Annotated in this window: 14 protein-coding genes, 1 tRNA gene and 1 pseudogene; 11 read left to right on the forward strand and 5 right to left on the reverse strand. The window is 49.2% G+C overall.

What is annotated here, in order from left to right; genetic code table 11:
* Positions 1–16: 16 nt before the first annotated feature.
* The 6 genes from KIF87_RS03710 (at position 17) to KIF87_RS03735 (ending at position 8222) form a co-directional block, all read left to right on the forward strand.
* Complete coding sequence (locus KIF87_RS03710; RefSeq protein ID WP_213327923.1) at positions 17–1759, forward strand: IucA/IucC family protein; 1743 nt, start codon at positions 17–19, stop codon at positions 1757–1759.
* Positions 1759–2706: a GNAT family N-acetyltransferase gene (locus tag KIF87_RS03715; protein ID WP_213327924.1), complete on the forward strand. Its 948-nt coding sequence runs from the start codon at positions 1759–1761 to the stop codon at positions 2704–2706. The genes KIF87_RS03710 and KIF87_RS03715 overlap by 1 nt, the downstream gene beginning before the upstream one ends.
* Complete coding sequence (gene iucC / locus KIF87_RS03720) at positions 2703–4445, forward strand: aerobactin synthase IucC (RefSeq protein WP_349628200.1); 1743 nt, start codon at positions 2703–2705, stop codon at positions 4443–4445. Before KIF87_RS03715 ends, iucC begins: the two co-directional genes overlap by 4 nt.
* Positions 4442–5767, forward strand: a complete 1326-nt coding sequence (locus tag KIF87_RS03725) for a lysine N(6)-hydroxylase/L-ornithine N(5)-oxygenase family protein (protein ID WP_213327925.1) — start codon at positions 4442–4444, stop codon at positions 5765–5767. The genes iucC and KIF87_RS03725 overlap by 4 nt, the downstream gene beginning before the upstream one ends.
* A 26-nt stretch (positions 5768–5793) precedes the next feature.
* The gene (locus KIF87_RS03730) at positions 5794–7983 is read left to right on the forward strand and encodes a TonB-dependent siderophore receptor (RefSeq protein WP_213327926.1); all 2190 of its coding nucleotides are present in this window, start codon (positions 5794–5796) and stop codon (positions 7981–7983) included.
* A gap of 163 nt (positions 7984–8146) precedes the next feature.
* Positions 8147–8222, forward strand: a tRNA-Asn gene (locus KIF87_RS03735).
* A 54-nt stretch (positions 8223–8276) separates the two neighbouring features.
* Here KIF87_RS03735 and KIF87_RS03740 read toward each other — a convergent pair.
* Both KIF87_RS03740 and KIF87_RS03745 read right to left on the reverse strand, forming a co-directional pair.
* Positions 8277–8609, reverse strand: a complete 333-nt coding sequence (locus tag KIF87_RS03740) for a type II toxin-antitoxin system PemK/MazF family toxin (RefSeq protein WP_213327927.1) — start codon at positions 8607–8609, stop codon at positions 8277–8279.
* The gene (locus KIF87_RS03745; protein WP_004852307.1) at positions 8610–8867 is read right to left on the reverse strand and encodes an AbrB/MazE/SpoVT family DNA-binding domain-containing protein; all 258 of its coding nucleotides are present in this window, start codon (positions 8865–8867) and stop codon (positions 8610–8612) included.
* A gap of 424 nt (positions 8868–9291) precedes the next feature.
* Here KIF87_RS03745 and KIF87_RS03750 point away from each other — a divergent pair, with 424 nt between their 5' ends.
* The 3 genes from KIF87_RS03750 to KIF87_RS03760 all read left to right on the forward strand — a co-directional run bounded on the left by KIF87_RS03750 (position 9292) and on the right by KIF87_RS03760 (position 17701).
* The gene (locus KIF87_RS03750; protein WP_213327928.1) at positions 9292–11241 is read left to right on the forward strand and encodes a hypothetical protein; all 1950 of its coding nucleotides are present in this window, start codon (positions 9292–9294) and stop codon (positions 11239–11241) included.
* A 179-nt stretch (positions 11242–11420) separates the two neighbouring features.
* On the forward strand, positions 11421–16277 hold the full coding sequence (locus tag KIF87_RS03755) for an NACHT domain-containing protein (protein ID WP_213327929.1): 4857 nt from the start codon (positions 11421–11423) through the stop codon (positions 16275–16277).
* Entirely contained in the window at positions 16274–17701 is a 1428-nt protein-coding gene (locus KIF87_RS03760) for a hypothetical protein (protein ID WP_349628201.1), read from the forward strand. The genes KIF87_RS03755 and KIF87_RS03760 overlap by 4 nt, the downstream gene beginning before the upstream one ends.
* 653 nt (positions 17702–18354) lie before the next feature.
* Here the strand turns inward: KIF87_RS03760 and KIF87_RS23230 are convergent.
* Positions 18355–18544: pseudogene (locus KIF87_RS23230) on the reverse strand (restriction endonuclease); the annotation flags it as partial.
* A gap of 116 nt (positions 18545–18660) precedes the next feature.
* Between KIF87_RS23230 and KIF87_RS03765 the strand changes: the two are divergent.
* Entirely contained in the window at positions 18661–19365 is a 705-nt protein-coding gene (locus KIF87_RS03765; protein WP_213327930.1) for a hypothetical protein, read from the forward strand.
* Positions 19366–19720: 355 nt separating this feature from the next.
* Here KIF87_RS03765 and KIF87_RS03770 read toward each other — a convergent pair whose 3' ends face one another.
* Positions 19721–21538 (reverse strand): ATP-dependent helicase, encoded by a 1818-nt coding sequence (locus KIF87_RS03770; RefSeq protein ID WP_213328023.1) that lies wholly within the window; start codon positions 21536–21538, stop codon positions 19721–19723.
* Positions 21525–23309, reverse strand: coding sequence for an ATP-dependent nuclease (locus KIF87_RS03775; RefSeq protein WP_213327931.1), 1785 nt, complete (start codon positions 23307–23309; stop codon positions 21525–21527). The genes KIF87_RS03770 and KIF87_RS03775 overlap by 14 nt, the downstream gene beginning before the upstream one ends.
* A 1228-nt stretch (positions 23310–24537) precedes the next feature.
* Between KIF87_RS03775 and KIF87_RS03780 the strand changes: the two genes are divergently transcribed.
* The gene (locus tag KIF87_RS03780; RefSeq protein ID WP_213327932.1) at positions 24538–26664 is read left to right on the forward strand and encodes a CHAT domain-containing protein; all 2127 of its coding nucleotides are present in this window, start codon (positions 24538–24540) and stop codon (positions 26662–26664) included.
* Positions 26665–26916: the final 252 nt, after the last annotated feature.

The raw sequence follows: 26916 nt of genomic DNA on the forward strand, positions 1-26916 counted from the left end.
GGAATGAGGTACATCTATGCGTGCTCTGCCCCGCTCTGCCGGTACAGACGTTGCAGCCCAGTGTTTTTTAAACGCCCTGTTGCGCGAAACGAAGGACTGGCGCTATCTCCCCGCTACCGCTGCGGATGCGTTACCGGACATTCATATCCCGCTGTCACAAACCCAGGCTCTTCGGGTTCCGGTACGCTATTTCTCTCCCACCCAGCATCATCAGTACCGTTTCCCGGCAACGCTTATTCAAAGCAACAGTGATGACGGTGACGCCGTCACATTTGATCAACTGGTTGATTTAATTCTTGAAAAACCGTCAGTAAAAGGCTCGCTGGATGCCGATACGCTGGCGCGTTTTAAGCAGCGCGTTCTCGAAAGCCATGCGCACACCTGGCAGGCGATCGATCTGCGCCACAGCTGGGCAACCCTGCGCGATAAGCCGCTGACGTTTGCCGAGGCGGAACAGGCGCTGCTGGTCGGCCACGCGTTCCACCCAGCACCGAAGTCGCACGAGCCGTTCAACGAAACCGAGGCGCGTCGCTATCTGCCCGATTTTGCCTCCCGCTTCCCGCTGCGCTGGTTTGCCGTTGAGAGCACGCTCGTTGCTGGCGACAGCCTGAACGTCTCCCTGCGCGAGCGTCTGCTGCGCTTCGCGGCCCAGAGCGCGCCTGAGCTGCTCGGCCACTTCACCGACACCCGCTGGCTGCTGCCGATGCATCCGTGGCAGGCCGACTATCTGCTGGAGCAAGAGTGGTGCCAGCGTCTGGCGGCAAACGGTTCATTGCAGGACCTGGGTGAAGCGGGCGCGCAGTGGCTGCCCACCAGCTCGTCCCGCTCGCTGTACAGCGAAACCAACGGCGACATGATTAAGTTCTCCCTCAGCGTGCGCCTGACCAACTCCGTGCGCACGCTGTCGGTCAAAGAGGTTAAGCGCGGAATGCGCCTGGCGCGCCTGGCGAAAACGGAACGCTGGCAAGATTTGCAGGCTCGCTACCCGACCATGCGCGTGATGCAGGAAGACGGCTGGGCGGGGCTGCGTGACGAAAGCGGCGGTATTCAGGAAGAGAGCCTGATGGCCCTGCGCGTCAACCTGCTGTTCGATACGCCAGAGACCCAGACCAACGTGCTGGTGAGCCTGACCCAGGCCGCGCCGGACGGCGGTGATAGCCTGCTGGCCTCCGCGGTGCGCCGTCTGAGCCAGCGTCTGGAATTACCGCTCGCCCAGGCCGCCCGCTGCTGGCTGGACGCCTATTGCGACCGCGTATTACTTCCGCTGTTCAGCGCCGAGGCGGACTACGGTCTGGTCCTGCTGGCGCACCAGCAAAATATCCTCGTTGAGATGCAGCAGGATTTCCCCGTCGGGCTGATCTACCGCGACTGCCAGGGCAGCGCGTGGACCGAAGGAGCCGACGCGTGGCTGAAAGAGGCGGGCGAAACGGAGGTGGAAAACCGCTTCGGTGAGAGCCAGCTGCTGCGCTACTTCCCTTATTACCTGCTGCTGAACTCTACCCTTGCCGTCACCGCCGCCCTCGCCGCCGCAGGTTTCGACAGCGAGGAGAGCCTGATGTCCCGGGTGCGCGACGCGCTGGCCGAACTGCGCCGCACGGCAAAGCAGACCCGCTGCCTCGACTACGTGCTCGACAGCCCGACCTGGAACTGCAAAGGCAACTTCTTCTGCTACCTGCACGATCGCAATGAAAACACCATCGCCGATCCGGCGGTGATCTATTTCGACTTTAGCAACCCGTTTTACAAGGAGAAGGCGTAATGGCCATCGCGAATATCGTCCATTCCGGCTACGGCTTTCGCTGCACCGCCACGGATCGCGCGCTGCCGCTGACGTTGGGTCTTGACGGCAGCGCGGTGCTGGAGCGTCTGAGTGGGATCCCGGACGGCTGGCTGGTCGAAGCCCTGGATCAGCTGTTTATTGCCGCACCCGCGCTAACCGGCATTACCCTGCCCTGGGCGACCTGGCAGGATGAACCCCAGGCGCAGGCGCTGTTTAGCCTGGCCCACGGGGACTATCTGGCACGCGAAACCTTCTGGCAGCTGCCGCTGTGGCTGAAAGGCGAACAATCACGGGCCAGCGGCGGGATGCAGTTTGATGAGAGCCGTCAGCTGTATTTCCCGCTGCGTCCTCACCGCCCGCAGGGCGAAGTGTACCGTCGTTACGATCCGCAAATTAAGCGCACACTCAGCTTCCGCGTGGCCGACGTGGCGCTGGACGGCGAGCGCTTTACCCAATGGATGAACAACCCGCGCGTGAACGCCTTCTGGGAGATGGCGGGCCCGCAGGCCGAACAGGAAAGCTACCTGCGCCGCCAGCTTGACTCGACCTACTGCTACCCGGTTATCGGCTGCTTCGACGACCAGCCGTTCGGCTACTTTGAGCTCTACTGGGCGGCGGAAGACCGCATTGGCCGCCACTACCGCTGGCAGCCGTTTGACCGCGGCCTGCACATGCTGGTGGGCGAAGAGAACTGGCGCGGCGCGCAGTACATCCGCAGCTGGCTGCGCGGCCTGAGCCACTATCTGTATCTCGATGAACCGCGCACCGCGCGCATTGTCGCCGAGCCGCGCTTCGACAACCAGCGCCTGTTCCGCCATCTGGCCTCCGCCGGTTTCGAGATGATGAAAGAGTTCGACTTCCCGCACAAGCGCTCGCGCCTGATCGTGAGCCAGCGTCACCGCTTCTTCAGCGAGGTGGAACTGTGAACGCGCTCTGGCAGAAAGTGAACCGCGAGATGGTGGCAAAGATCCTCGCCGAGCTGGAATACGAACGCACCCTGCGCGCTGAGCCGGTTTCGTCGGACGGCTGGCGCATCACCATGGGCAACGAGTCCTGGCAGTTTCGCGCCGCGCGCGGGATCTGGGGCTGGCTGCACATCGACCCGGACAGCCTGATCGCCGCCAGCGGAGACGCCGTCGAAGCGGAAAGCGCGCTGCTACAGCTGGCGACGGTGCTGGAGATGAGCGACGCGCAAACGGCAGAGCACATGGAAGATCTCTACGCCACGCTGCGCGGAGACATGCAGCTGCTGCAGGCGCGTGAAGCGCTGGACGCGGACGCGCTGATCCACCTGGACCCGGACGAGTTACAGTGTCTGATGAGCGGTCATCCGAAGTTTATTTTCAACAAAGGCCGCCGCGGCTGGGGGCTGGACGCGCTGCGTCAGTACGCGCCGGAATACCGCGGGCGTTTTCGTCTGCACTGGGTTGCCGTTCAGAGGGATCATCTGGTCTGGAGCAGCGACGTCGATTGCGATATCAACGCGCTGCTGGCAAGCGCCATGGACAACGCCGAGCGCGTCCGCTTTGACGCCCGCTGGCAGGCGCTGGGTCTTGACGACGGCTGGCTGCCGGTGCCGCTGCACCCGTGGCAGTGGCAGCAGAAAATTGCCATTCATTTCCTGGCGCAGCTGGCGCGCGGAGAGATGGTTGAGCTGGGCGAGTTTGGCGATGAGTATCTGGCGCAGCAGTCCCTGCGCACGCTCACCAACGCCAGCCGTCGCGCGCCTTACGACATCAAGCTTCCGCTGACTATCTATAACACTTCCTGCTATCGCGGCATTCCGGGCAAGTACATTGCCGCCGGGCCGCTGGCCTCGCGCTGGCTTCAGCAGCAGTTTGCCACCGACGCTACGCTTGCCCGCTCTGGCGCGCAGGTGCTTGGCGAACCCGCCGCCGGCTATCTGTCGCATCCGGGTTACGCCGCGTTGCCAAAAGCGCCCTACCGCTATCAGGAGATGCTGGGGGTGATCTGGCGCGAGAACCCGTCCTGTTATTTAGACGACGGTGAACAGGCGGTGCTGATGGCGGCGCTGATGGAAACCGATAACGCCGGGCGCCCGCTGATCGACGCGTGGATTAAACGCTCGGGGCTAAGCGCCGACGCGTGGCTGGAAAAGCTGTTTGAGGCAACGGTGATCCCGTTCTATCACCTGCTCTGCCGCTACGGCGTGGCGCTGATCGCCCACGGCCAGAACGTGACGCTGGTGATGAAGGATTACGTCCCGCAGCGCATCCTGCTGAAGGATTTCCAGGGCGATATGCGCCTGGTGGATGAGGATTTCCCGCAGGCGCAGAGCCTGCCGGAGCAGGTGAAGGCCGTCACGGCGCGCCTCAGCGCGGATTACATCATTCACGACCTGCAAACCGGCAACTTTGTGACGGTGCTGCGCTTTATCTCGCGCCTCACCCTGCAATGCGGCGTGAGCGAACCCCGTTTCTATCAGATCCTGGCGCAGGTTTTACACCGCTATATGGCCGCGCACCCGGAGCTTGCGGAGCGCTTTGCGACGTTCGACCTGTTCAAGCCGCAAATTATTCGCGTGATCCTCAACCCGGTCAAACTGACCTTCTCCGAACACGACGGCGGCAGCCGCATGCTGCCGAACTACGTTACCGACCTTGATAACCCTCTTTTTCTCGCCTCCCGGGAGTCAGCGCAATGAAAACCTATGATTTCATCGGCATTGGTATTGGCCCGTTTAACCTCAGCATCGCCGCTCTGGCCGAAGGGCTGGACGGCTTTAGCTCGCTGTTCCTTGAGCGTAAACCGCACTTCTCCTGGCACCCGGGAATGATGGTGCCGGACTGCCACATGCAGACCAGCTTCCTGAAGGATCTGGTCAGCGCCGTGGAGCCAACCAACCGCCACAGCTTCCTGAACTACCTGGTGCAGCGCAAAAAGTTCTACCGCTTCCTGACCACCGAGCAGCGCACCGTCTCCCGCGAGGAGTTTGCGGACTACCTGTGCTGGGCGGCGGAAAACCTCACCAACCTCGCCTTCAGCCAGCAGGTACAGCAGGTGAGCTTTGATGAGAAAAGCGGCCTGTTTGAAGTGGTGACCCAGCGCGACCGCTTCCTGGCGCGCCACGTCTGCGTGGGGATTGGCAAACAGATCAACCTGCCTGACTGCGTCACCGTTCAGGACGATACCTGCTTCCACGCCAGCGAGATGATGCTGCGCACGCCGGATCTTTCGGGCAAGCGCGTCACCGTCGTCGGCGGCGGCCAGAGCGGGGCCGACCTGTTTTTGAATATCTTCCGCGGCGAATGGGGCCAGCCGCTGAGCCTGAACTGGGTATCGCGCCGCAACAACTACAACGCGCTGGATGAAGCCGCCTTTGCCAACGAGTATTTCACGCCAGAGTACGTGGACAGCTTCTCCACCCTCGGCGAAGAGGCCCGTCGTCAGATGCTGCACGAGCAGAAGATGACGTCCGACGGTATCACCGCCGAGTCCCTGCTGGCGATTTACCGCGCCATGTACCACCGCTTCGAAGTGCTGCGTGAAAAACCCTGGGCGCATCTCCTGCCGTCCCGCTCGGTGACGTCCCTGACGCGCCAGGAAAACGGACATCGTCTGAACATTCAGCATCACCTCGACGGCGGCCGCGAGCAGCTGGAGAGCGACGTGACGATCTTCGCCACCGGCTACCGCGCCGTTCAGCCCGCGTTCCTCGCGCCGCTGTCTCATCGCCTGCATCTGGATACGGACGAAGCCTTCTGCATCAACAACGATTTCACCCTCGAATGGGACGGCCCGCAGAGCAACCGCCTGTTCGCCGTGAATGCCGGGATGCACCGTCTCGGCATTGCCGAACCCCAGCTCAGCCTGATGGCCTGGCGCGCTGCGCGGATCTTGAATCGCGCGCATGCCGATGAGCCGTTTGAGCTGGCCACCACCCCCGGCGTTATCCACTGGCGCACCACCGCCAGCCCGGACAGCAACCCGGTTTTTAAATCGTTAGCAAAAACCACCGAGTACTGACACACACAATCAGGATCAACATAACAATGAAACGTTCTCATCTTTGGGTTTTAAATCCTTGCTTGCTTGCAATGCTTTCTACCTCTGCGTGGGCGGAAGAACAAAAGGAAGAAAATATCGTTGTCTCCGCCAGCCGCGCGCACCGCAGCGTGGCGGAGATGGCGCAGACCACCTGGGTCATTGAGCGGGCTGAAATTGAGCAGCAGGTTCAGGGCGGGAAAGAGATTAAAGAAGTGCTGGCGCAGCTGATCCCGGGCATGGACGTCAGCAGCCAGGGGCGTACCAACTACGGCATGAACCTGCGCGGCCGCTCCATGATGGTGATGGTGGACGGCGTTCGCCTGAACTCGTCCCGCAGCGACAGCCGCCAGCTGGACTCTATCGATCCGTTTAACATTGACCGTATCGAAGTGATCTCCGGCGCCACCTCACTCTACGGCGGCGGCAGCACCGGCGGCCTGGTGAACATCGTCACCAAAAAAGGCCAGCCGGAAACCGAAGTTGAGTTCCAGACCGGGACAAAGAGCGGATTTAACAGCCACAACGATCACGATGAGAACGTGTCGGCAGCCGTAAGCGGCGGCAATGACAAGGCCTCCGGTCGTCTGTCGGTGTCGTATCAGCGCTACGGCGGCTGGTATGACGGCAACGGCGACGAGGTCATTATCGATAACACCCAGACCGGCCTCCAGTATTCCGACCGTATTGATGTGATGGGAACAGGCACCATCAACATTGACGATCACCAGCAGCTGCAGCTGACGACGCAGTACTACAAGAGCGAGTCCGACGGCAAACATGGGCTGTATCTCGGGAAGAACTTCTCGGCGGTAACGGGGGATGCGACCGCCTACAACAAAGGTAATCTCGATTCTGACCGCGTACCGGGTACCGAGCGCCATCTGATTAACCTGCAGTACTCCAATACCGACTTCTGGGGCCAGGATCTGGTCGCGCAGATTTACTATCGCGACGAGAGCCTGACCTATTATCCGTTCCCGACCCTGACCAAAGGCGTGGTGAGCAGCATCGGCGCGTCCCAGCAGAAAACCGATTTTTACGGCGGCAAGCTGACGCTGAACAGCAAGCCGGTGGACGATTTAACGCTGACCTGGGGTGTGGATGCCGACCACGAAACCTTTGATGCCAACCAGCAGTTCTTTAACCTGAGCAAGGCCGCGGCGAGCGGCGGCATGGAGCTGGATAACGCCTACAACGTGGGCCGTTACCCGGGCTACAGCATCACCAACCTCGCCCCGTTCCTGCAGGCCAGCTACGACATTGACGCCATCACCCTGAGCGGCGGCGTGCGTTATCAGTACACCGAAAACAAGGTGGACGACTTTGTCGGTTACACCCAGCAGCAGGCCATCGCCACCGGGAAAGCCACCTCCGCCGACGCGGTGCCGGGCGGGAAAACCGATTACAACAACTTCCTGTTTAACGCCGGGATCCTCGGTCGCCTGACCGAACAGCAGCAGGTGTGGTTTAACTTCTCCCAGGGCTTCGAAATTCCGGACCTGGCGAAGTACTACGGCTCGGGCACCTATCAGCTCAGCAACGGTCACTATCGCCTGCTGAACAGTGTCAACGTGAACGACTCGACGCTGGACGGTATCAAGGTCAACGCTTATGAGCTGGGCTGGCGCTACACCGGCGATAACCTGCGCACGCAGGTCGCGGCGTATTACTCGCTCTCGGATAAAACCATCACCATCAACAAGACGGATATGACCATCAACCTGGAAGACGACAAGCGTCGTATCTACGGGGTGGAAGGTCAGGTGGACTATTTCTTCACCGACAGCGACTGGAGCACCGGTGCGAACTTTAACGCCATCAAGTCTGAAACCCGCGAAAACGGCAAATGGGAGAAGCTGACGGTCGACAGCGCCAGCCCGTCGAAAGCCAGCGCATGGGTCAACTGGGCACCGGGCGACTGGACCCTGCGCGTACAGAGCACGCAGACCTTTGACGTGTCAGACTCCGACGGCAAGAAGATTGATGGCTATAACACGGTCGACTTCCTGGGCAGCTACGCTCTGCCGGTGGGTAAGGTCAGCTTCAGCGTGGAAAACCTGCTGGACAAAGACTACACCACCGCCTGGGGCCAGCGCGCGCCGGGGCTGTATAGCCCAACCTACGGTGCACCGGGCCTGTATACCTATAAAGGCCGCGGACGTACCTTTGGTCTGAACTACTCCGTACTGTTCTGATCCTGCGCGCCGCCTGCGGGCGGCGCTTTTTGCTGTGTAATTTCAACGCAAATTTGCCAAAAATCAGCGATTTGCTGAAATTGTCGGCAAACGAACGAAAAGTGCGTTTTCACCCTTTGACAAGGCGTACCGAGGTCGCTACTATGCGCCTCGTTCACACAATTCCTCTGTAGTTCAGTCGGTAGAACGGCGGACTGTTAATCCGTATGTCACTGGTTCGAGTCCAGTCAGAGGAGCCAAATTTGAAAAGCCTGCTTTTGAAGCAGGCTTTTTGCTTTTCTGCGTCTCGGATGTTAACTCAGAATCGCATCCAGCCTGGCAAGCACCTCATTTACCACAGCGTCAGGTATGCGTTCCAGCCGCATGCCGTTCCGGGCAGCCATATCAATAGTTCTGGGCTGGTCGCAGCGAATAACGCCCATTGTTTTTGTCCCCGCCCCTTCCAGTGAAACGGTGAAACCCGCTGTACGTGCAAAGTTTCCGCCGCTGGTGACGGGTACCACCACCGGTAGCCGGGTCAGCTTGTTAAACGATGCCTTCGATACGATGAGTACCGGACGTTTTCCACTTTGCTCGTAGCCAGCAATCGGATCCAGTGAAACAAGCCAAATTTCCCCTCTTTCCATTTACAGGATCTCCTTGCCCACCGCAGGCGCATCAATCCATTCCCGATCCTCTTCGCTCATTTCAGCGTGCGGATCGCACTGCGCCAGCAGCTCCTCAAGCGAATAATGAGGCCGTTTCTGGGGTTCGATAATCAGGCAGCCATTATTAATGGTCATGCCGACTTCGCTGTCCGTCGACAGCTCCAGCGTTTTCAGTACGGCGGGAGGAACCGCCAGCATGATGGATCCGCCAACCTTTTTCAGGCGAGTTGTATACATAGCGCACCTCCAAATATTATATTTTAATATAACATCCATAGATTTTGCAGTTCAAAGGATTATGGCGGATTGGATAAACGAAATGCGAGGCGGCTTCGGGATCGGAGATGTGTCGGAGGAGCATCAGCGGTAGCGTGAAGGTCAGATTTATCCAGGCTCGAAGCCGTACGCTTAAGCAAACAATCTTCCGCTTTTGGGCCAGCGGTGGGTAAGCGTATTAGCCAGCGCGGGGTTTTCTTTTCCGCAGTAACCAACATTTCTCGTGGTTCCAATACCGGCCCCTGAATTTGCAGGCATGGGCTTAAGATTTCACTTTCGGGCAAAAACAGCAACAGGAAGTGGTGTAATACAGTTCGCAGATTGTTATAAATATAAGCATTGGTCGCTAATCTGTCATCTTCACCAATTTTACGGAGGGAGTCAGTTGAATACTATTGAACAACAGATTGTTAAGCTGGGGCCACCAGTAGGAAAAGCAGATGCTTATATACCTCTGGAGCTTATGGAGCCGAAAACGTTTGAACTATTTTGTTGTGAGCTCATAAAAAAACGGCTAAAAAACGGAGAAATAGTTGATGCCATGACGATTGGCATTTCCGGCCAATCACAATTTGGGGCGGATATTTTTACACATCGTCAGCACGGCAATCAGGACATTTATTCGTTATACGAAGTGAAACGTTGTGAAAAATTCACAACGAACCAATATCTATCCACTATCAATCGCTTTAATGAACACAGGGAGAAATGGCATGTTAAAATCAATGAGTTTCACATTTTCCTCAGTGAGAAAGCGTCAGCAAAATTAATCACGGAATACAAAAAACAAGAGGTTCTTTTTAAGGAAATGGATATAGTACATCGTCTTCTTGATTCGGAACTGATCCACGACTGGCTGAAAAATCTGCATTGCCCAGATCTGTTGTATCGTTTTTGTCACGAGAGCTGGGTATCTCTTTTTTATGGTGAGCGAGCACTGTTAAATATCAAAAACTATGGCTTGTGGGACTATAACGAATCTTCTGCCTGGCGAAATTACACGCATCCATATGAACACATTACTGGTGATACCTATACACTACAGAATGATCACGTGTTTATTCAGGCGTTTTTACCTAACCTGAAGGGGAATCCCCTCTCCTGTTTCATTGATTTTCGTAATGGCCGCTATAGCCATGTTTTGCTGACGATGAGTCAGACTAGCCTGCTAAATTCTGCCTTCGAAGGAGTCGGTAGCCCACCGGAGGCGGGAGTCAGATCGTGGGTTTTAAAAGAACTTCATGGCGAAAATTATTATTGTGATATCGGTAATTGCCGCCTTGTACTTACCCTAAATGAAACTCAATCTCTCTGTGAAGCTTTTGATAAGTTCTGGATGTGCTATAAACTGCGCATGGAAGAAATTGACCGGATTTGTCGCACCGTTGATTTCTCGAACAGTACACCACTCGGTGATAATATTCATCTCATTTCCATTCCTTACTGGCTATGGGGTCGCATCAGCATCTTTTGTCAACATCATGATTATCTGAATACCGAAGGCGAGTGGTCGATATTTAATCCTGCCCGTGAGCGCATTATGGTCTTTACCCGTCATAAAGATGAAGTAATGAACGAAGGGCATCATGTCACACTACTAGCCAACCGCGACCCTAATTTTAATAGCCTTACTAATCATCGCGTGGTGCTAATCTGGCAACCTCCCAGTCGGTATGATATCTATAATATGGAAGATGGCGCCATCGGGCCTCGTAATTACTGGGATGCGTTGACGACATATCGCTGGCTTATAGAGAAATTAATCCCTCATGCAGATAGCTGGTACTGTGCCAATTACTTTCCAGAACGCAGGGGCTGGCGACGACTGCCATTTTGCGCACCTCGCCATATCTCCTGTACATCCGAGGATATTTATTCTAACTACCAACCGGAAAGTAATATCTCTGTTGAACAAGTAGACAGCAAACAGAGTCTGCTGGCGTTGCTGACTGAACTACAAGATTTTTTTAATATCTACAATCGCCGGGTGTACTTTAAGGCAAATGAGTTTGAGCAACTTTGCGACGCTTTTCTCTATTTGTTAAACAAGACTACTGTCAATTACTGGGGTTATATCCGCAGTAGCGTCGGCGCTTCGCAGGAAGACCATGAGTCCGTGGTAACAGCATTGCAAAAATATAGGACGGAAAGTCCGGTTCATGAAAAAAATTCGTCCCTGTATGATTATCTGCTTCGCGGCATGATGGCGCTCTTTCGCGATGGCGACTGCCATATCAATGAAATGGAAGCGCTGAAGGTTGCAATGCTGGTGCGCCCCTTTGCGGATAAGGTGTCAGAGGGGCGTTTTTTGCGGCGCTGTCAGAGGCGGTTGTGAGTGGAGGTTGCCAATACTGATTTGGCATCAGCCACTCTGCCTGAGCGGCTCCACATTCAGCAACAAGATAATTTTCTGGATACTATTTCTCTGTTTTATTGGCAAACTACCCGTAAAATAGGTTTCAAGAACAGTAAGGATAGTGCGTCAGCACAGCATTCAATATATGAAGGTGGAATTTGTCTGATATAAATCTGAACGGTCCCGCTAACGGCGGTGGAGCAGCAACCAGTAGCGGTATTTTGTTCCAGCAACAGTTGGGCGCTCACTTTGCTGCTCAGATCCTTTCCGATAGCAGACTGGATACACGTTTAAGGCTGGGCAACGCATCTCCTGTTTGGTTGCGCTTTGAAACAGAAGCCCCCGTTGACGATATATTGGTTGCAACATCCGTCGGTGGCTTCATCGCCATCCAGGCGAAAACAACCGTTTCGCTTTCAGATGATGAAAGAACCCCCTTTTACCGGATCATAGAACAGTTTGTCCGACACTGGCTTACATGCCGCGATGGCAATAGTTCTCTGGAGTGGAATCGACCTCTCGATTCAGATAAAGACCGTCTGGTTTTAGCTGTCAGTACCAAAGCTTCGGCTTCAATTCGCGACGTTCTTCCTGCTGCCTTGTCTCTTTTTTCTCAGCACGGCAGCGGAGCGATGAATCAAAAGCAGGTACAGGTGTATAACATTTTTGAACGCTGTATTTCCACAGCCTGGAATAGCATAACCTCCGCGCCCCTACCGCCTCACCTTGTATCTGAACTTTGCCGCCTGGTTGTTGTTTTGGTGGTTGATGTTGAAAACATGGCTTTACTCGCCTGTTCACGGCTTACTCAGATCCTTGCTAAAGGCACACAGGCAACGGCAGCATTGAGTGTTCTTACCGAAATTTGCGGAAAAATGATGTCCAGCCGTGATGGCGGCGATCTGTCAACTTTTCGCAACGAGCTAGCAGGGAAAGGGATCGAACTCGCAGCACCTCCTCGCTACAAGGATGATATTGCCCGACTTCAACAGCATTCTCAGGAGATTGCTGCTTCCCTTAATCAATATGAGGCCATTGAAAGTCAGTCAGGCCAGCCCGTTACCCTCCGCAGGGAGTGTCAGAATGAAGTTGAGCAAGCCGTACAGTCAGGTTCGCTATTAATTATTGGTGAACCCGGAGCGGGTAAAAGCGGAGTGCTGAATGCACTGGCCCGCAGCCTGCGCGAACGGGGAGATGATGTACTGGAACTGGCAGTTGATCGCTATTCTGTTGAGTCACTCGGGCACCTAACCCATGAACTCAGGCTTGAACATAGTTTGACCGACGTGCTTCAGGCGTGGGATGGTTCATCTCAGGGCTGGCTGATTATAGATGCGCTGGATGCCACCAGAGGGGGCAAGGGAGAGGCCGTTTTTCGCCCCCTCATTGAGCAAGTGTTAGCTTGGGGTGGCAGATGGCGAGTGGTTGCTTCAATACGCAGCTTTGATCTGCGCATGGGGGTAAAACTTCGTGATTTGTTTAAAGGTACCCCTCCTGTTGCTAAACGTGCTGATACTCTGTTCTCTTCAGTTCGCCACATCGTTATCCCACGTTGGTCAGATGATGAATTTCGCCAACTACTGGAAAAATCTCCATCTCTGGCTACGGCCCTTGAGGGCGCTTCTAAAAAACTGCGAGACCTAGCGAAAGTCCCGTTTAATACCAGACTACTGGCAGAACTGGTTTCCCAAGAGACGGGTGTCAGGTTGGCGGATATTTCGTCTCAGTCAGAACTCTTAAAACTGTACTGGCAACGTCGCGTTGAGGCTCATGGGCTTAAGGCCACACGAAATATAAAAACATTAGTGGATGCTATGATTAATGTGCGTTCACTCAGTGTTTCATCCCTGCTTGCAGACACGGATGCCGACATGATCGATACACTCTGCCGCGAAGGGGTGTTGATTCGGGAACAAAATGACCGTCGGATACAGTTTCGCCATCACCTTTTATTTGACTACGCTGCGGCCCAGACATCATTTGATCCAGAAACGCTAATTGCGGGGACATTACGTTTCCACAAACAACAGGCACTGGGGCTAATGCTATCCCCGGCGCTCGGTTTTGTACTTCAGGAAATCTGGAGTTATGACAATAACCATTGCCGTTTCTGGCAGGCAGTGAGTTATCTTGTCAACGACAAAGATGGCGATCCTATCATTCGTAGTTCGGCGGGTCGGATTGCGGCAGATTATCCCACTGCTCAACATGACCTGCTCTGGCTTGCTGAACGCGTGGCTGCCGATGATGAGAAGATGATAACCACGCTCAGTCATATCTGCGGAGCGCTGGCAATACGTTTTGAAGATGAAAAAGAGGTTATAGCTCTTCCATGGGTATATCTGGTAGCAGCGCTGACGCCCCAGGTACATAAGGTCGCAGAAACATTACGCTTTCTGTTGTACCCGCTTATCAAGCGAGTTACCGATAAACCCTTATGCAATATGCTGGGGACAGCCAGTCGCGCTGTACTTTCCTACGCCCTTGCGCTGAGTGAACCAGATTATTTTGTCAGAAGCGCTATTCTTCTCGTTACAGATACTATCAATACCGATGTGCAGGCATCCTGCCATTTACTGGAGCAGCTTATTTCTTCTGAACGTCTCCAACGCTTTGGTTCAGAAGAGATCCCTGTGCTCTGTTACAACATTAAGAAAATCGGAGATTGTGCGCCTGAGTTTGTAGTTAACGTATTCGAGTTTGTCTATACCCATGATGTAACAGAAGAACGGGAAACAACGCTGGGAAAAAGCCTAATTCTGCCTCTGAGGTCAAATGCCCGACAAGATTATGAATCGGCTCGTTATTCACTTGGAGAATATTTCTCCCGTTTTCTCGAACAATATCCTAGTCTGGCTGTGGATGCCGCAGTGCGCGCAATAAGCGGGTATGTTGCTCGACGTCATCCCTTAGATACACCTGTGATGCATGTGCCCGTTCCTGGGCATGATATTTACCTTAAGGCAGATTGCAGCTACATCTGGGCGCACGATCCTGATGGTAAACATGCTCATGACGGAGAAGTACTGGTTAAAAAATTATTTCAGCGCTTGCAAAGCAAGCCCGAACCCGACGCGCTCGTTCTGGCAAGACTTATCTGTGAAAAAGCTTCGCTGGCAATTTTCTGGGCCAGAATCTTTCTGGCTGCAAATAGACGCAATGATGGCCTGATTGATTTTCTCTGGCCTGTTGCTGCACAAGAAGCATTTATCCAAAATGAAGATACCCGTAAAGACGCTATTGATCTGGTCGCTATGGGAATTACGCATCGTTCAGAGCATGAGCGGCGAGAACTGGAAAATTCCGCCTTTCAGTATGACCTCTCTGATTATGTTTACCCTGAGAAAGCAAAAACCAGTTTGTTGTACCGTCTTTTCAGTACAATTGGTTCAAAGAATCTTCAGACTGTACAAGCCAGAAATTTCCTGAAGAACGCCCCAAGGGATGGTGAAGCATCTGGTAATAAGAGGCTTTTCAACATTTCCCCCGTTACAGTCAGCACCGATATACCTTACGATTTTATCGATGGTTTGGATCGGAACGAACCGGACAACATCACTCTTATCAACGCGGTCAAAGCCGCTAAAACTGCGTTGGGTTTAACAACGAATAACACGCTTTCATCCGAATTATCGCTGGAGGATGTTTTTAGCATTCTCGAACCTCTTCATGAACAGCTCAATCTGGCACACACTCATACCTATGTGCGTACAACAGCTGAGGATGTCATTGTCCGGGCCTGCGCTGCTGCTGTTGAACAGAAATTGCTGCCTCCGCTAGACGACGATCGGGCTGATGAACTGACATCTCATTTTTTAGATTTAGTACATCTCGCTTCCTGTGCAACTGATCCAATCCTGAATGAAGATACAGAAGAAAACTTTGAAAATAGTGTTAGCTGGGGCTCACCTGCACCGAGGATTGATGCTGCACAGATTATTCTCGATGTTATTCCATTACGTCCCGACCTTTATGAGCGACTGAAACCAGATATTGAAAGAATGTTGATTGATCCTCATCCGGCCGTTCGATTACAGGCATCAGTACGGCTGCTACGGCTGTGGGATGTCGATCGGGATAGCGTATGGCGTTACCTGAGTGAACGGCTGGAGCAGGAAACCAATACCGGTGTAATAGAGCATACGGTTGGGGATGGAATAAGAAATCTGTTACATACCGAGCCAACCCGTTCTTTCTACCTAATTCAGAAGCTATTGGGGCGTTTTAATGGCCATCCCGAACGCCAGAAACGTATTCGTACTCTGGTCAGCGGCGATTTGGCAATTCTCTGGGGAGTCCATGAAGTCAGAGAATCGCACCATATTCTCCAGGGCTGGATTAGCGAACCCACCTTTTATCATGATGAGCTTAATCAAGTCCTGTTTACATTAAGAGAAGGATTTGTTTTTGGCCTTTCCGGACAAAGTAAACTGAAGGATACAGAAGTCAGGCATCGGGCGCTGGATATGGCCTATAGCATTATTGATGCTGCTGGTAAAAAACTGGAACAATACTCCCCCCATACTGACCTGACAGAGGCCGAAAGGGAAAACGTAACACACTGCTTTGCGATTATAGACAGGGCATGTCTACAACTTCGTTTCGCTTGTGAAGGGAAGCATAATTCTGACAAGACATCATTAGAATATGAAGAACTTAAGCAATTTCTGAACGAAACTGAATTACACATGCGCCGTATTGGTGATTGCAGCTCGCCACATACTGTTTATTATCTTCTGGAGTTGCTTGAAACGCTTGTTCCTGTCGATCCTGCCAAATGTTTCGATCTGATGGCTCATGCGTTAAGTCATGCAAAAAAATCCGGTTTCCAGAACGAAACGCTGGGAATGGAACAATTGGTAAAAATGATGGGCGTGTTTCTTGCCGATCATAAAACCATCTTTGAAGATGAGAACAGACGAGCTCGTTTGATAGAGAGTCTGGATATTTTTCTGGCAACCGGTTGGCCCGCAGCCAGACGCCTGCTTTACCGGCTGCCGGAATTGATTCAGTGAACGAACATCAATTGCGTAATCAGTTTCGTGGAGATCTATCCACATTAATTGAGGATATGACACAGTCTCTTGAAAATGAGGATCTTGATCCCTATTCGAAAGAGAGCAAGAAAACGCTGCTTGAACATCATACGCGCATCCTGTTCTTCGATCGTCTATTGACAATTCTGGGTTGGCGTCTGGGTACAAAAGGTAATGTGGCAGAAGAAGCCAGAATAAAGGCCGAAACGACGCGCTTTATGGATTACCTTGGCTTAAAGGAAGAAACAAAAACACCTTTAATGATTTTTGAAGCAAAAGCCTGGGATAAACCTTTTGTTTCCGCCCGTAATCCCGAAACGAGAGCCACGGACGACGATCTTATTGCCGCCGCAATCCGCCATATTCTGGATGATAAGTCTGAAGATGAATCACCTGTTACAAAACAATGGCATGACTATCTGAAACAGATCATGGGTTACGTGTGTACCATGAAAAAGGAATATGAGCATAAAACCCCTTGTGCTGTTCTCTCCAGTGGGCAATGGACGGTAGTATTTGCAAACCCTTGTCTAACGTTTGTTGATGGCAGAGTAAGTACAAGCAATATTAAAGTTTTCAAGCTGGAAACATACAAAAGCGATGTCGATGCTTTGTTTAATCTTTTACACTGTTCAGTATTGGCACAAGAAATTCCGTTTCCTTTGCGCCCTACGCAAATAAAAGAATATGTTGATATTAATTCATTGAACTCTGCATTTTATGGCCTACACGTTCATTACGAAGAAACAGGCAGCCGACTTTTTAGAGTAAAACCACAAGTATTGATTTATCCGGTACTCATTCTGCAACGCCATGATGGCGTTTTAGCTGTTGTAGCAAACAAAGGGGAGCATTACACGCTCGAATACACCCAAAATAGCGCTACAGATGCAGGCGGTCTCACGACGCATTTAGATTCTATTACAACTTGCTTTCAGGAACTTCATACTACCTGCGAACATGAGTTAGGCCGCAGGCTAACGGTTTCCTCTGTTGAAGATTTTCCGGGTTTTCCATCAGCATCTTCGACTACAAATAATTTCCCTTTGATGGTCAAAAACATAAAAAACTATCATACTGAATGGTTGGTAGTTACAGGAACCGAAAATCATTATCTTCGTAATAGCCCATTGATAGATTCATGCCGTTTTCATTCATGGGAACAATGCCATTCTGAGAATTGTGCCATTGGGATTTCCGCTATTAGTATTCGCTCTACAGATCCTAAAGTTATATTTACCGACAAGGAAATACATCATTGCGCTCATCAAGTTGTGTACGATCGTAGAAACCGCAAATGTCATATTTTACAAATTGATGAAAGAGTCTGCTGTCAGACATGTCACTATCTCAACTTATGCTGGTCGCAGGAAGAACAAGAGAAGCTACCTTGCGGGAAATAATATAATCTGGATGATTCTTTAATTCATGCAGCTAATCAAAATGAATTATTAATTTATTAATTCATTTATTAAAAAGGGGAGAACAATTCATAATGTTACCCCTAGATAAAAAATCCACGTAAAAGGACCTGTGCCTGTAACAATTGTAGATGATAACTCTTTACAAGGTCCTATTTTTCACCCAGGAATCCCCCGCAATCCCTCATGGAGAGCTTGCAATAATGCAACCTCACAATATCAAGGTATCCAATCCGTATGGAAGAACATGGTAGGTTACTTTAATAAGTCACAAAATGAGCATGGTTATGATAAAAAATCACAGATAAAATCAGGAGACTGTGAGCTAAAAACTCTATTAGACATACTCCCTCAGATGCACAAAACCATTATTTATTATCCAATATTTAATAAAAGTGATTTAAGAACTTATATTAATAGCACAAGCAGAATTAGATAAAACGAGGTTGTTCTATGAAAAATTAAAAATTAAAAAAAACAAAGCAATAAACAAAATTCAAATAAATAAGAAACAATATAGTTTTCCCTCATGTGGCTTATGAAGACATTACTAACATCGCGGTGTGTTAATCAACTGGGAGCAGGCCATACATCCTCAACAACGCGACTAGTCAAGCATCAGTGGCTGATTTTATCTATTTTAGGGTTTCAAGTGGAATGAAAAGCAATCCATTTCGACCCTGGTAGCTGACAACAGCATGATCTCCCCACAACAAACGGCCCTCGGGCCGTTTGGCGCTTCACCGATCAATTAACTCTTTTTATTTGAAGCGAGGCACAACCCAACGCTACAAGCAAATGATTGTTTCGATTAACCGATAACAATTAGACCACTTTAATGGGTAAGCAGTTAAAGGTAACAAAACAATTAAAATATATTTACTTAATTCACTTATTGTTATGATAAAATATAAACTCAGCTACCAAAAAAGGTTCGTTCTATGGAAGTAGTAGATAATTCAACAATAGAGTTTATTAGAAAAATCATCCATGAGTTAGAAATAAGAGGTGTTTGGGACAGAAGATTTAATTGGTTATTTTCAAGAGAAGCCTCTGACGAAAAGAATATAGAATCTTATCTTGAAATAATATTTGAACTTGAAACCATGGTCGAATTCAATTTGGAAACACTCTTACAATCACACGAAAAGCAACCTTCAATAAATGTCAACCACACAAAAACAAAGTTTAAAACTTCGTTACCATTTTATCATGATATTATTGACATCATTCCTATTTATAAAGATGCTATCTTACTTGAAGACCATAAACCTCTTGTGCCTCAAGAAGCAATACCCAATATATGTCATCTCCTTAAAATCCCAGACACAAAAGAAGGAGTTGAGGTTGAAAACCATAATTTTGGATATCACTTCCACTATTGCAATGTAAAAAAAAAGACAATAGAAAGAACCAATATTTTATTGACTTTTGATCCCACTTTCAAAAAAACAAATAAGAAACCAAAGCCTGATCTGTTCGGTGAATACCATGCTGAAGGGAAAAACAAGATAATAGATATGGAAACAATTGGGGGCAATAAACGATATCCTATATATTTAGTTTGTCATGATGCAGGACAAAAGAAAGGATTGAGTAATTTTAAAGCACCTAGCAACAAGTCAAAATTATTTATTACAGGTTAATTCAAAATAAAACCACCCATTATGAATTAGGGGTGGTTTTATTAAAATATTATCATCCCTTGTAGCAGGAGATACAAATGAAGTACGAGCCCAGTCAATTTGAAGAGCCCACTCAGGTAAAGCTGTGCAGGCTTTTTGATTTGATTTTTTGATTGGTGAATCGTTAACAGAATCTAATTTTGTCCATCAAATTACGATTCATTTTCGATCCAGTTTCAGTCGCAGGTGATGATTTGCCTGCTCGGTGGACTAAAATATGGAAGATGCATTGTTCCTTAGGTTGAGTGTTGGAAGGTGGCGCGATCACCGGCATTGTCTTTTACTGGCTTTCATTCGATCACGCATTTATTCCCGACTACTGTAAACCAGCCCCTCGCATTCGCACCTCCAGTTCATCCAGAAATGGGGAACGCCCTAGACGCATAGGGCCGTAGCGACCATCAACAAAACCGGAATACAGCATATGCACCTCGTCTCGTGCGCGGGTCAGCCCCACATAGAAAAGACGACGGCTTTCGCGCAGCTTTTCTGGCGTCTCATTACGCCACGGCAAATTCCCCAGATCCAGGCCAACCATGATGACCACGTCATATTCGCAACCTTTGGCTGAGTGAAGCGTCAGCAAATTGAGGTGCTCAGGTGAACCGTCACGACCACCCAGGCTCGTAATGTCCAGCATCGCCAACGCACCACCTTCGGCAAGTGCTACAGTCATGCGATCTAGCTGCTCTGCCTGATCAGAAAGTGCCGGTTCAGTTGCCAGCAGGGAATCAACGAGACCGTTGCGCAACGACGCGACAAAATCGCATGCTGGATGTTGGTCGGCACGAAGTGCCCAAAGCAGCTTGGTTAATTCCTGTCCCTTATGCCGGGCGCATGCATCATCCAGCCTTGCCCGATGAAATGCCAGATAACGGTCTATCAATCCGCGCAGTTGAGGGTGCCCGATACGCCAACCGCCAGCACACCATGCCGCGCAATCCTCCACCCAGCTCGTCAAAGCAACCTTGCGATAAGGCGCTGCGGTGTCCACCCGAATGTAATCAAAACCGCCAGCTGTCACCGCATCGGCCACCACATCACCGGCACGGTAGTCCTTGTACAGAATAGCGATATCACCCAGCGTTCGACCCGGCTTAGCAGCCAACGCAGTTGGAATTATCTGCGCGACAGCATGGACAGCCTGCTCCTCTAGGCCATCCGGACACAGCTGGAACGCAATGGTTGTCTGGCGGTTCAGGTCGCTTGCTCGATAACCACGAACCTCACCCAACACCATCTCAGATGCATTGACGATGCCCGCTCCTGATCTATAGTTCAACTGAAGCCTGACTGTTTCAACGTCTCTCCTGCCTGCCAGTTCCATGAGTAACGCGCCATCGGCACCAGTGAAACCGTAAATCGATTGGTCTGCATCACCCACAGCAAATAAGCGTACGCCCCCCTCGAAAGCCAGGCGTTTGACCATACGGTGGAGCGCCACGCCCAAATCCTGATATTCATCAACCGCAAGGATCGGAAATTTCGCCTGTACCAAGGGCAGAACCCAGTCATGCTCAACGATCAGACGCTGGCCGAATACCACCATATCGTCGTAGTCGATTAGCCCTTCCTGCCGCAATGCCGCTTCGTAAGCCTCGGCCCAGGCAGCGAGTTCCTCTTCTGCACGCCAGGCAACACTGTTGCGGTTAAGTACCGAACGGCGATGCCGTCCGAGATCAATAGCCTTATAGGGGTGGTTTGGGCCAAAGAGACGGTCACCAGATTGTCGAAGTAATCGTTCGCTCGCACGCTGAGACGCTACTGACAGCGGAAATGGAATTGGCAGATCGGCCAGTCGTCCATAGGGCATCAACAGATGGCGCAAACAGAACCCATGAACGGTTCCGATAAAGAGATTCGGTGCCTCTCTGAGCCCCAGCGCTTCGAGACGACGGGTCAGCTCGCGTGCGCATTCTTGGCTATATGTGATACATGCCGCGCCACGTGGAGCCTCAACATCCTCGGCCAGGATTCGGGCCAGCTTCAGCACGAGCGTCTTGGTCTTACCACTACCTGGCCCGGCGAGAACCACGCAGTGCCCTCGGGAGTGATACGCGGCTAACTGGCCCGGATTCTCGGCCAGCTCGGCAGCCTGAGCCAAATAGGCTGCACTGACATTACGCGACGGCATCGCGGATATGCTCCAGTGCTTCGCGAATGTAATCCGGACAAACATCCTCCGACACCGAAGGTGCCAGCGCCTGGGCGAACCGCCCTTTGCCTATTCGCTCAATCAGTTTCAACAACCGGGCTTTATCAAGCTGGTCCGTGTCATCCACCCATGCCTGTATCTCGTTCAGAGTAGCTCGTCTAAGAGACAATTCCTGCTCGATAACCGACTTCATGGCTTCGCCCAGTCCACCGGTAAACAGCTCAGGCTCCAGGGTGATCTCATTGACGAAGCATCCATACTCCCCGGCATATTCAATCACCTCATCGGTATCCATATCATCATGGTCAACATCGTTCTCAAGCACGCTTAAAATATTGATAAGTCTCTTACGAACCAGCGGCACTCCACCCTCCATAGGATCGCGGTCTGTCAGAATCACATGCGGAATATTGAGCCCCCGTGGCCCCAAGAGCTTCACATACGGAGTGAAATTTGTTCCACCGATCGAGCACACCGTGATCCCAAGCATATCGAGAGGAATATCAAGAGCATCGGCGAATGCAGGGACGAGAAAACGTTCGGCATCTCCTTCCACCAGGATTACACCACGTGAAAAGAATATTTCACCGCGTGTGACGTCGATATAGCGCTGCAGATCATCTTCGTCCCGCTGCGTAAACGGTGCGTTCGCCGTTGAAACAGCAATAGTCTTCTCGTCCTCTGCGTCATGACGCAGCAGAACGATAGATCTGACAGGCGTGACGCTGGCAATATGTGGGGAATGGGTGGTCAGGATCGTTGTCAGCGGCGCCCTTTCATCACCATTCTCCCCGTCAGTACCCAGGAAATAACGGTAGACTAGGCGCTGTACGTGCGGATGCAAATGTGCCTCAGGCTCCTCGACGACGAAAAACGTATGGTCTCGCTCTCCGTCATCAACAAGACGATCAAGTTCGAGGCTTTTCAGAGCCAGAAAAATCAGATTAGCTGTCCCCAAGCTGGCATCGCCAATGCCCCGAATGCCACTGTCGAGCAGCAAACGCAGGCTACGTAGCAGCGCATCAACGCGAGTCGGTGCAAGTCCGAGCGATACCGGAACGGCATATTGCTCACCTGCTATAGCAATCAACCGTTCGCTAATTCGTTCTGCTGTCGCCACCACCTCATCATGCCCAGCCAGTTCCCGCTGAGCCTCATCGACCAGGGTTTGAATCTCCTCACGATCCTCCTCGTCCAGAGATGCGGAAAGTTCTTCAATAAGCGGCCTCAAGGGTGAATTGCGCCAACTTGAAAGATCCTTCTCAGCATCACGCAACGCGCCTTGAACATCGATGGGCAACATACGACGAAACGCACCACCAATATGCATGTCAGGATCAGCACCACCGAAGATCACATACTCATAATCTTTTAACGATTCTGGAGCTCGATTTAACTCGGTTTTGGGCTGAAAGCGATAGGTAAGGCGGGCCACCATCGGAGGCCCCGGATTAAGGACACAGTCATTCAGATGAGCCATCAATCGGGGATCGTCAGTGAAATCAGTGAAATCTACTGAAATTTCAATGGTCTCCCCCAATTTGTCTTCGCCCAATCCATCCCAAAAATGTTCAAAACCCAGTTGACGGTCACGCTCAGACAACGCTGGGTCAAGAATCAGTTGCAGGCCGCGAATAAAATTGCTCTTGCCAACCTTGTTTTCACCAACAATAACAATACTCTCACCCGTTTCAACATCAACGTCGGAGAAGTTGGCGAAATTAATTAACCGGATTCGGGAAATCCGCATTACTGCCTCCCTATCTTTTTGATTATCTCCCAAAATAAGAGTAGCCCTCAAACCGCAAGAGACTGCCTAGCACGACCAAATCTGCTGAGGGGTGCAGTTGCGATCAAAACGGTTTTTGGTCATTGCACATTTTTTGCTAATCAAATCTATTTGTCCGACGAAGGTAACAGTTCATCGTAACAGAGAGCTAAACCATGCCTATGATCCATCTCACAAAGTGGCTTTTTGTCGTCACTGCCTTGCTCAGTGGCTGCGCGACAACCTCCTCGCCTCTCTTGCCTTCGCCCATTAAAGAGATTTCTCCGGTTCCTGAAAATGCTGAGCCCGGTTTTATTCCGGGCGCTACCCTCTTTAAAGCTAGCACCTGATGTAGCACAGCACGACCTGATATTGCAGGTAATCGGCGTGGCATTGCCGGAAAACTCCCGCGCTACCGTTGGTGACGGTCTGCAAGGCGCGCTAAGGCGAAGCGGCTATCAGACTCTATTCACTGTCACTGCCCGCGGCACACTTGTATCCGGCCTAATGAGCCTGAGCTACGCATTGCTCACATTGGACGGGCCATCCTGGGATTTGGAGAACAATGAGCTGGCACGACAGGTCATACCCTGGCGATACGGCACAATATCAACTGGAAGCAGATCAATTTTTCTCAGGGCATTAGGTATAATGATTCTAAACCCTCATGTCTATAGCGTGCATACTGCCTCCTATACTGCTGAATATTTTAGGGACTCAGCTTGGCGGGGAGTGACTTTCTTCTAATGAAAATATTACTTACTTAATATCGTAAAAAAATTATTCTCTTGGGGATATACGCCTTCTTTGTCCACTAAATATTATTCGACCATACAAAAACAGCCTTCAATATCAACAGTTAGATACCAACTATGATGATATTTTTAGTGGAAAACTGCAAGATGCGGTTTATCAATGCCACAGGGTAAAGGGACAGTAACTTATGGTACTCGAAAGATTACCACTAGTGGAAATCAGGATTTCAAATAACAAGATATGTGCAAAGATGCCCACTTCTTATACTTAAAAACTGTCCCACACAGGATAGAGTCTTGACACTTGCATGGCTACATTTCATTTTTTTAATACAAAACCTATACTTATACATTTCAAAATGTCATAATAATTAAAAGTTTCAGTCTGTTAACATACAATGAAATATTCAACCCAAAAAATTTTTTGCGGAAAATCTAGCAGAAAGAGTCCTTAAATGAAAAACAAATTTAGCATTTGTTATATTATAATAGATAAAAATGAGGGAGAGTCTTTTTTTCTAAGATCTTCTAATTATCTACTTAAATTATCACCCTTATTAGAAAAGATCAATAACTTACCAATAAGCATACCAGAATTACTTTGCGAGAAAGAAGAGAAGATAAAAATAAGAATTAGCGGCATATATCCCGGAAGAATAATACATTTCATTGAAGATTATAATGAAATTGAAAACTTACCTTATGTTTTTAAAGTTGTTTTCATAGATGAAAGGTTCATCAAGGCAGTGAAAAAATGTGGTACTATACTATATATCTCAATAAATAAAGATATTGCAATTGAGAACACCCTTTCACATGAAGAAATTAATATTGATGTACTGAGAAACTTTTTCTTCTCCAAAATTAAAGAACAAGATTCTGTTTATACCGACCTACCTGATACTTATAAACGAGAACACATAGAAACCGATATTAACATAGACGAGAATATTTCTACCTTTTGCAATATAAAAACATTAGAATCAATCAATCTCTTTTTTAACCCTAAAGCCATTTGTAATAAAGACAAAAATGAAAATATTGAAACATCAATCAATCTTATAAATAAAATTAAGAATAAAATAACAAGCAACATGCACATAGAATTATCGATACCAAGTGTAGACTATTTAATCACTGACTTTACCATTGATCTAGAGTATTCTATAAATGCAAAGGAATACTCAAAGCATACATTAATGAGAAACCAAACCATAGATTACGAGCTGATTTCCGACTCAATCTCATATGCTAAAACATCAACAGACATTGATAGTTCACATTATAACAATCATATTGCTGAATATCGGAATGAGTTATATTTCAACAGTCTAATATCATCCATTTATGCTTCATCGACTTTAACTCCTGAAATAAAAATAAGAATATGTAATAATGATCTTTTTAGCCTGGTTTCAGACATAGGTAAAAACATTAGAAATAGTAATATATCAAAAATACAAAAAATGATGAAGACTTTCTCATCTAAAGTAATTGATAAATCTGACACTATGTTTGATTATTTTTCTAAAACATCAAATAAGCAAATAAAAATAATATCAAACTTCCCTTTGGAATGGACTAATGTAAATGGCCTACCGTTGATGATAAGGCATAACACAAGTCGTATATTCAACACCCCGGGATTTATAAAACAAAACATTCTTCTCAATAATAACGAAGTTTCAATAAGCCTAGATAGTTTTAAAAAAATATTAGTCATCAGTTCCTTTAAAGCTGGGGAACGTATAAGTAATGATATAAAAAATGAATTGCATCGGGTAATAAAAGAATGCAACGACCCTAGTATTAATTCAGTAGTAAATGAAAAAGTTTCTAAAAAAGGGTCTTACATCCCGAACTTTGAAATGGAAGTAATATTTAAAGATGTCACAAATAAAAATGAGCTAGTGGATTCTTTGAATTCATTTAAATTCGCTCTTGTAATATTTGATATGCACGGTGGTCATGATTATGATGGGCATGGATTCCTTGAGCTATCAGGTGAAATTTTGTATCCTTATGAGTTAATGGGTTTAGCTAATATCCCACCAATAGTCGTATTAAGTGCTTGTGATACAAGCCCAGCCGATAGAAATCATTTTAATGCAGCAAATGCTTTTCTATGTGCAGGAGCAAAAACGGTACTGGCTAGTACATACCCCATATTAAGTAGAGATGCGGCTATCTATATAGGCCGATTATATAAACGCCTAAGATACTATCTACCTGAAAGAATTTTATTCGCTAAAACAAGTTTAAGATGGTCAGAGTTCATTACGGGACTTAACCGCCGAGTTTATTTCGATTATTTTTTAATGTACATTTTCAGAAAATATAAAATTAATGATAAGTCCATATTAATAGAGTTACGGAATTATATAAATATTGCATTAGAAAATCACCCTCACGATTTTTTAGATGGAGTTTATTATTTCTTTGAAAATTTAACAGACCTATCTAAAAATCAAATTAGTGATGAACTTAATAATCATTTCTTGTTTGCTGAATGCCTGAACTATGTGCAAATAGGCTCTCCTGAAAAAGTTTTAATTTATGCAGAAGATCTAAGCATAGAATAAAAAACTTACTGATATAGGATCTGCAGATAAAAATCACCTGCAGATCTTAGAATCCAAACGAGGTAGGTTCAGGCCGTACAACAACCCAAGTTTCATAAATTAAATAGCGATAACCAAATGTACAAAAATGATCACCAGCTTCGATTGGTGGTCATTCTGGTGGTCTTGACAAAAAGGAAATTCAGGATTAGCTTAATTATTAGCCAGTTACTGGCAAAGGCGATCCCAGTCAGAGGAGCCAAATTTGAAAAG

Source organism: Enterobacter sp. 120016, assembly GCF_018383635.1.
GTDB classification, from domain to species: Bacteria; Pseudomonadota; Gammaproteobacteria; order Enterobacterales; family Enterobacteriaceae; genus Enterobacter; species Enterobacter asburiae_D.

Excerpts from the sequence above, each read along its gene's own strand:
- KIF87_RS03710 (WP_213327923.1), top strand. The coding sequence starts at position 17 with ATGCGTGCTCTGCCCCGCTCTGCCGGTACAGACGTTGCAGCCCAGTGT.
- KIF87_RS03715 (WP_213327924.1), top strand. The coding sequence starts at position 1,759 with ATGGCCATCGCGAATATCGTCCATTCCGGCTACGGCTTTCGCTGCACC.
- KIF87_RS03725 (WP_213327925.1), top strand. The coding sequence starts at position 4,442 with ATGAAAACCTATGATTTCATCGGCATTGGTATTGGCCCGTTTAACCTC.
- KIF87_RS03775 (WP_213327931.1), bottom strand. The coding sequence starts at position 23,309 with ATGCGGATTTCCCGAATCCGGTTAATTAATTTCGCCAACTTCTCCGAC.
- KIF87_RS03730 (WP_213327926.1), top strand. The coding sequence starts at position 5,794 with ATGAAACGTTCTCATCTTTGGGTTTTAAATCCTTGCTTGCTTGCAATG.
- KIF87_RS03740 (WP_213327927.1), bottom strand. The coding sequence starts at position 8,609 with ATGGAAAGAGGGGAAATTTGGCTTGTTTCACTGGATCCGATTGCTGGC.
- KIF87_RS03770 (WP_213328023.1), bottom strand. The coding sequence starts at position 21,538 with ATGCCGTCGCGTAATGTCAGTGCAGCCTATTTGGCTCAGGCTGCCGAG.
- KIF87_RS03780 (WP_213327932.1), top strand. The coding sequence starts at position 24,538 with ATGAAAAACAAATTTAGCATTTGTTATATTATAATAGATAAAAATGAG.
- KIF87_RS03745 (WP_004852307.1), bottom strand. The coding sequence starts at position 8,867 with ATGTATACAACTCGCCTGAAAAAGGTTGGCGGATCCATCATGCTGGCG.
- KIF87_RS03765 (WP_213327930.1), top strand. The coding sequence starts at position 18,661 with ATGGAAGTAGTAGATAATTCAACAATAGAGTTTATTAGAAAAATCATC.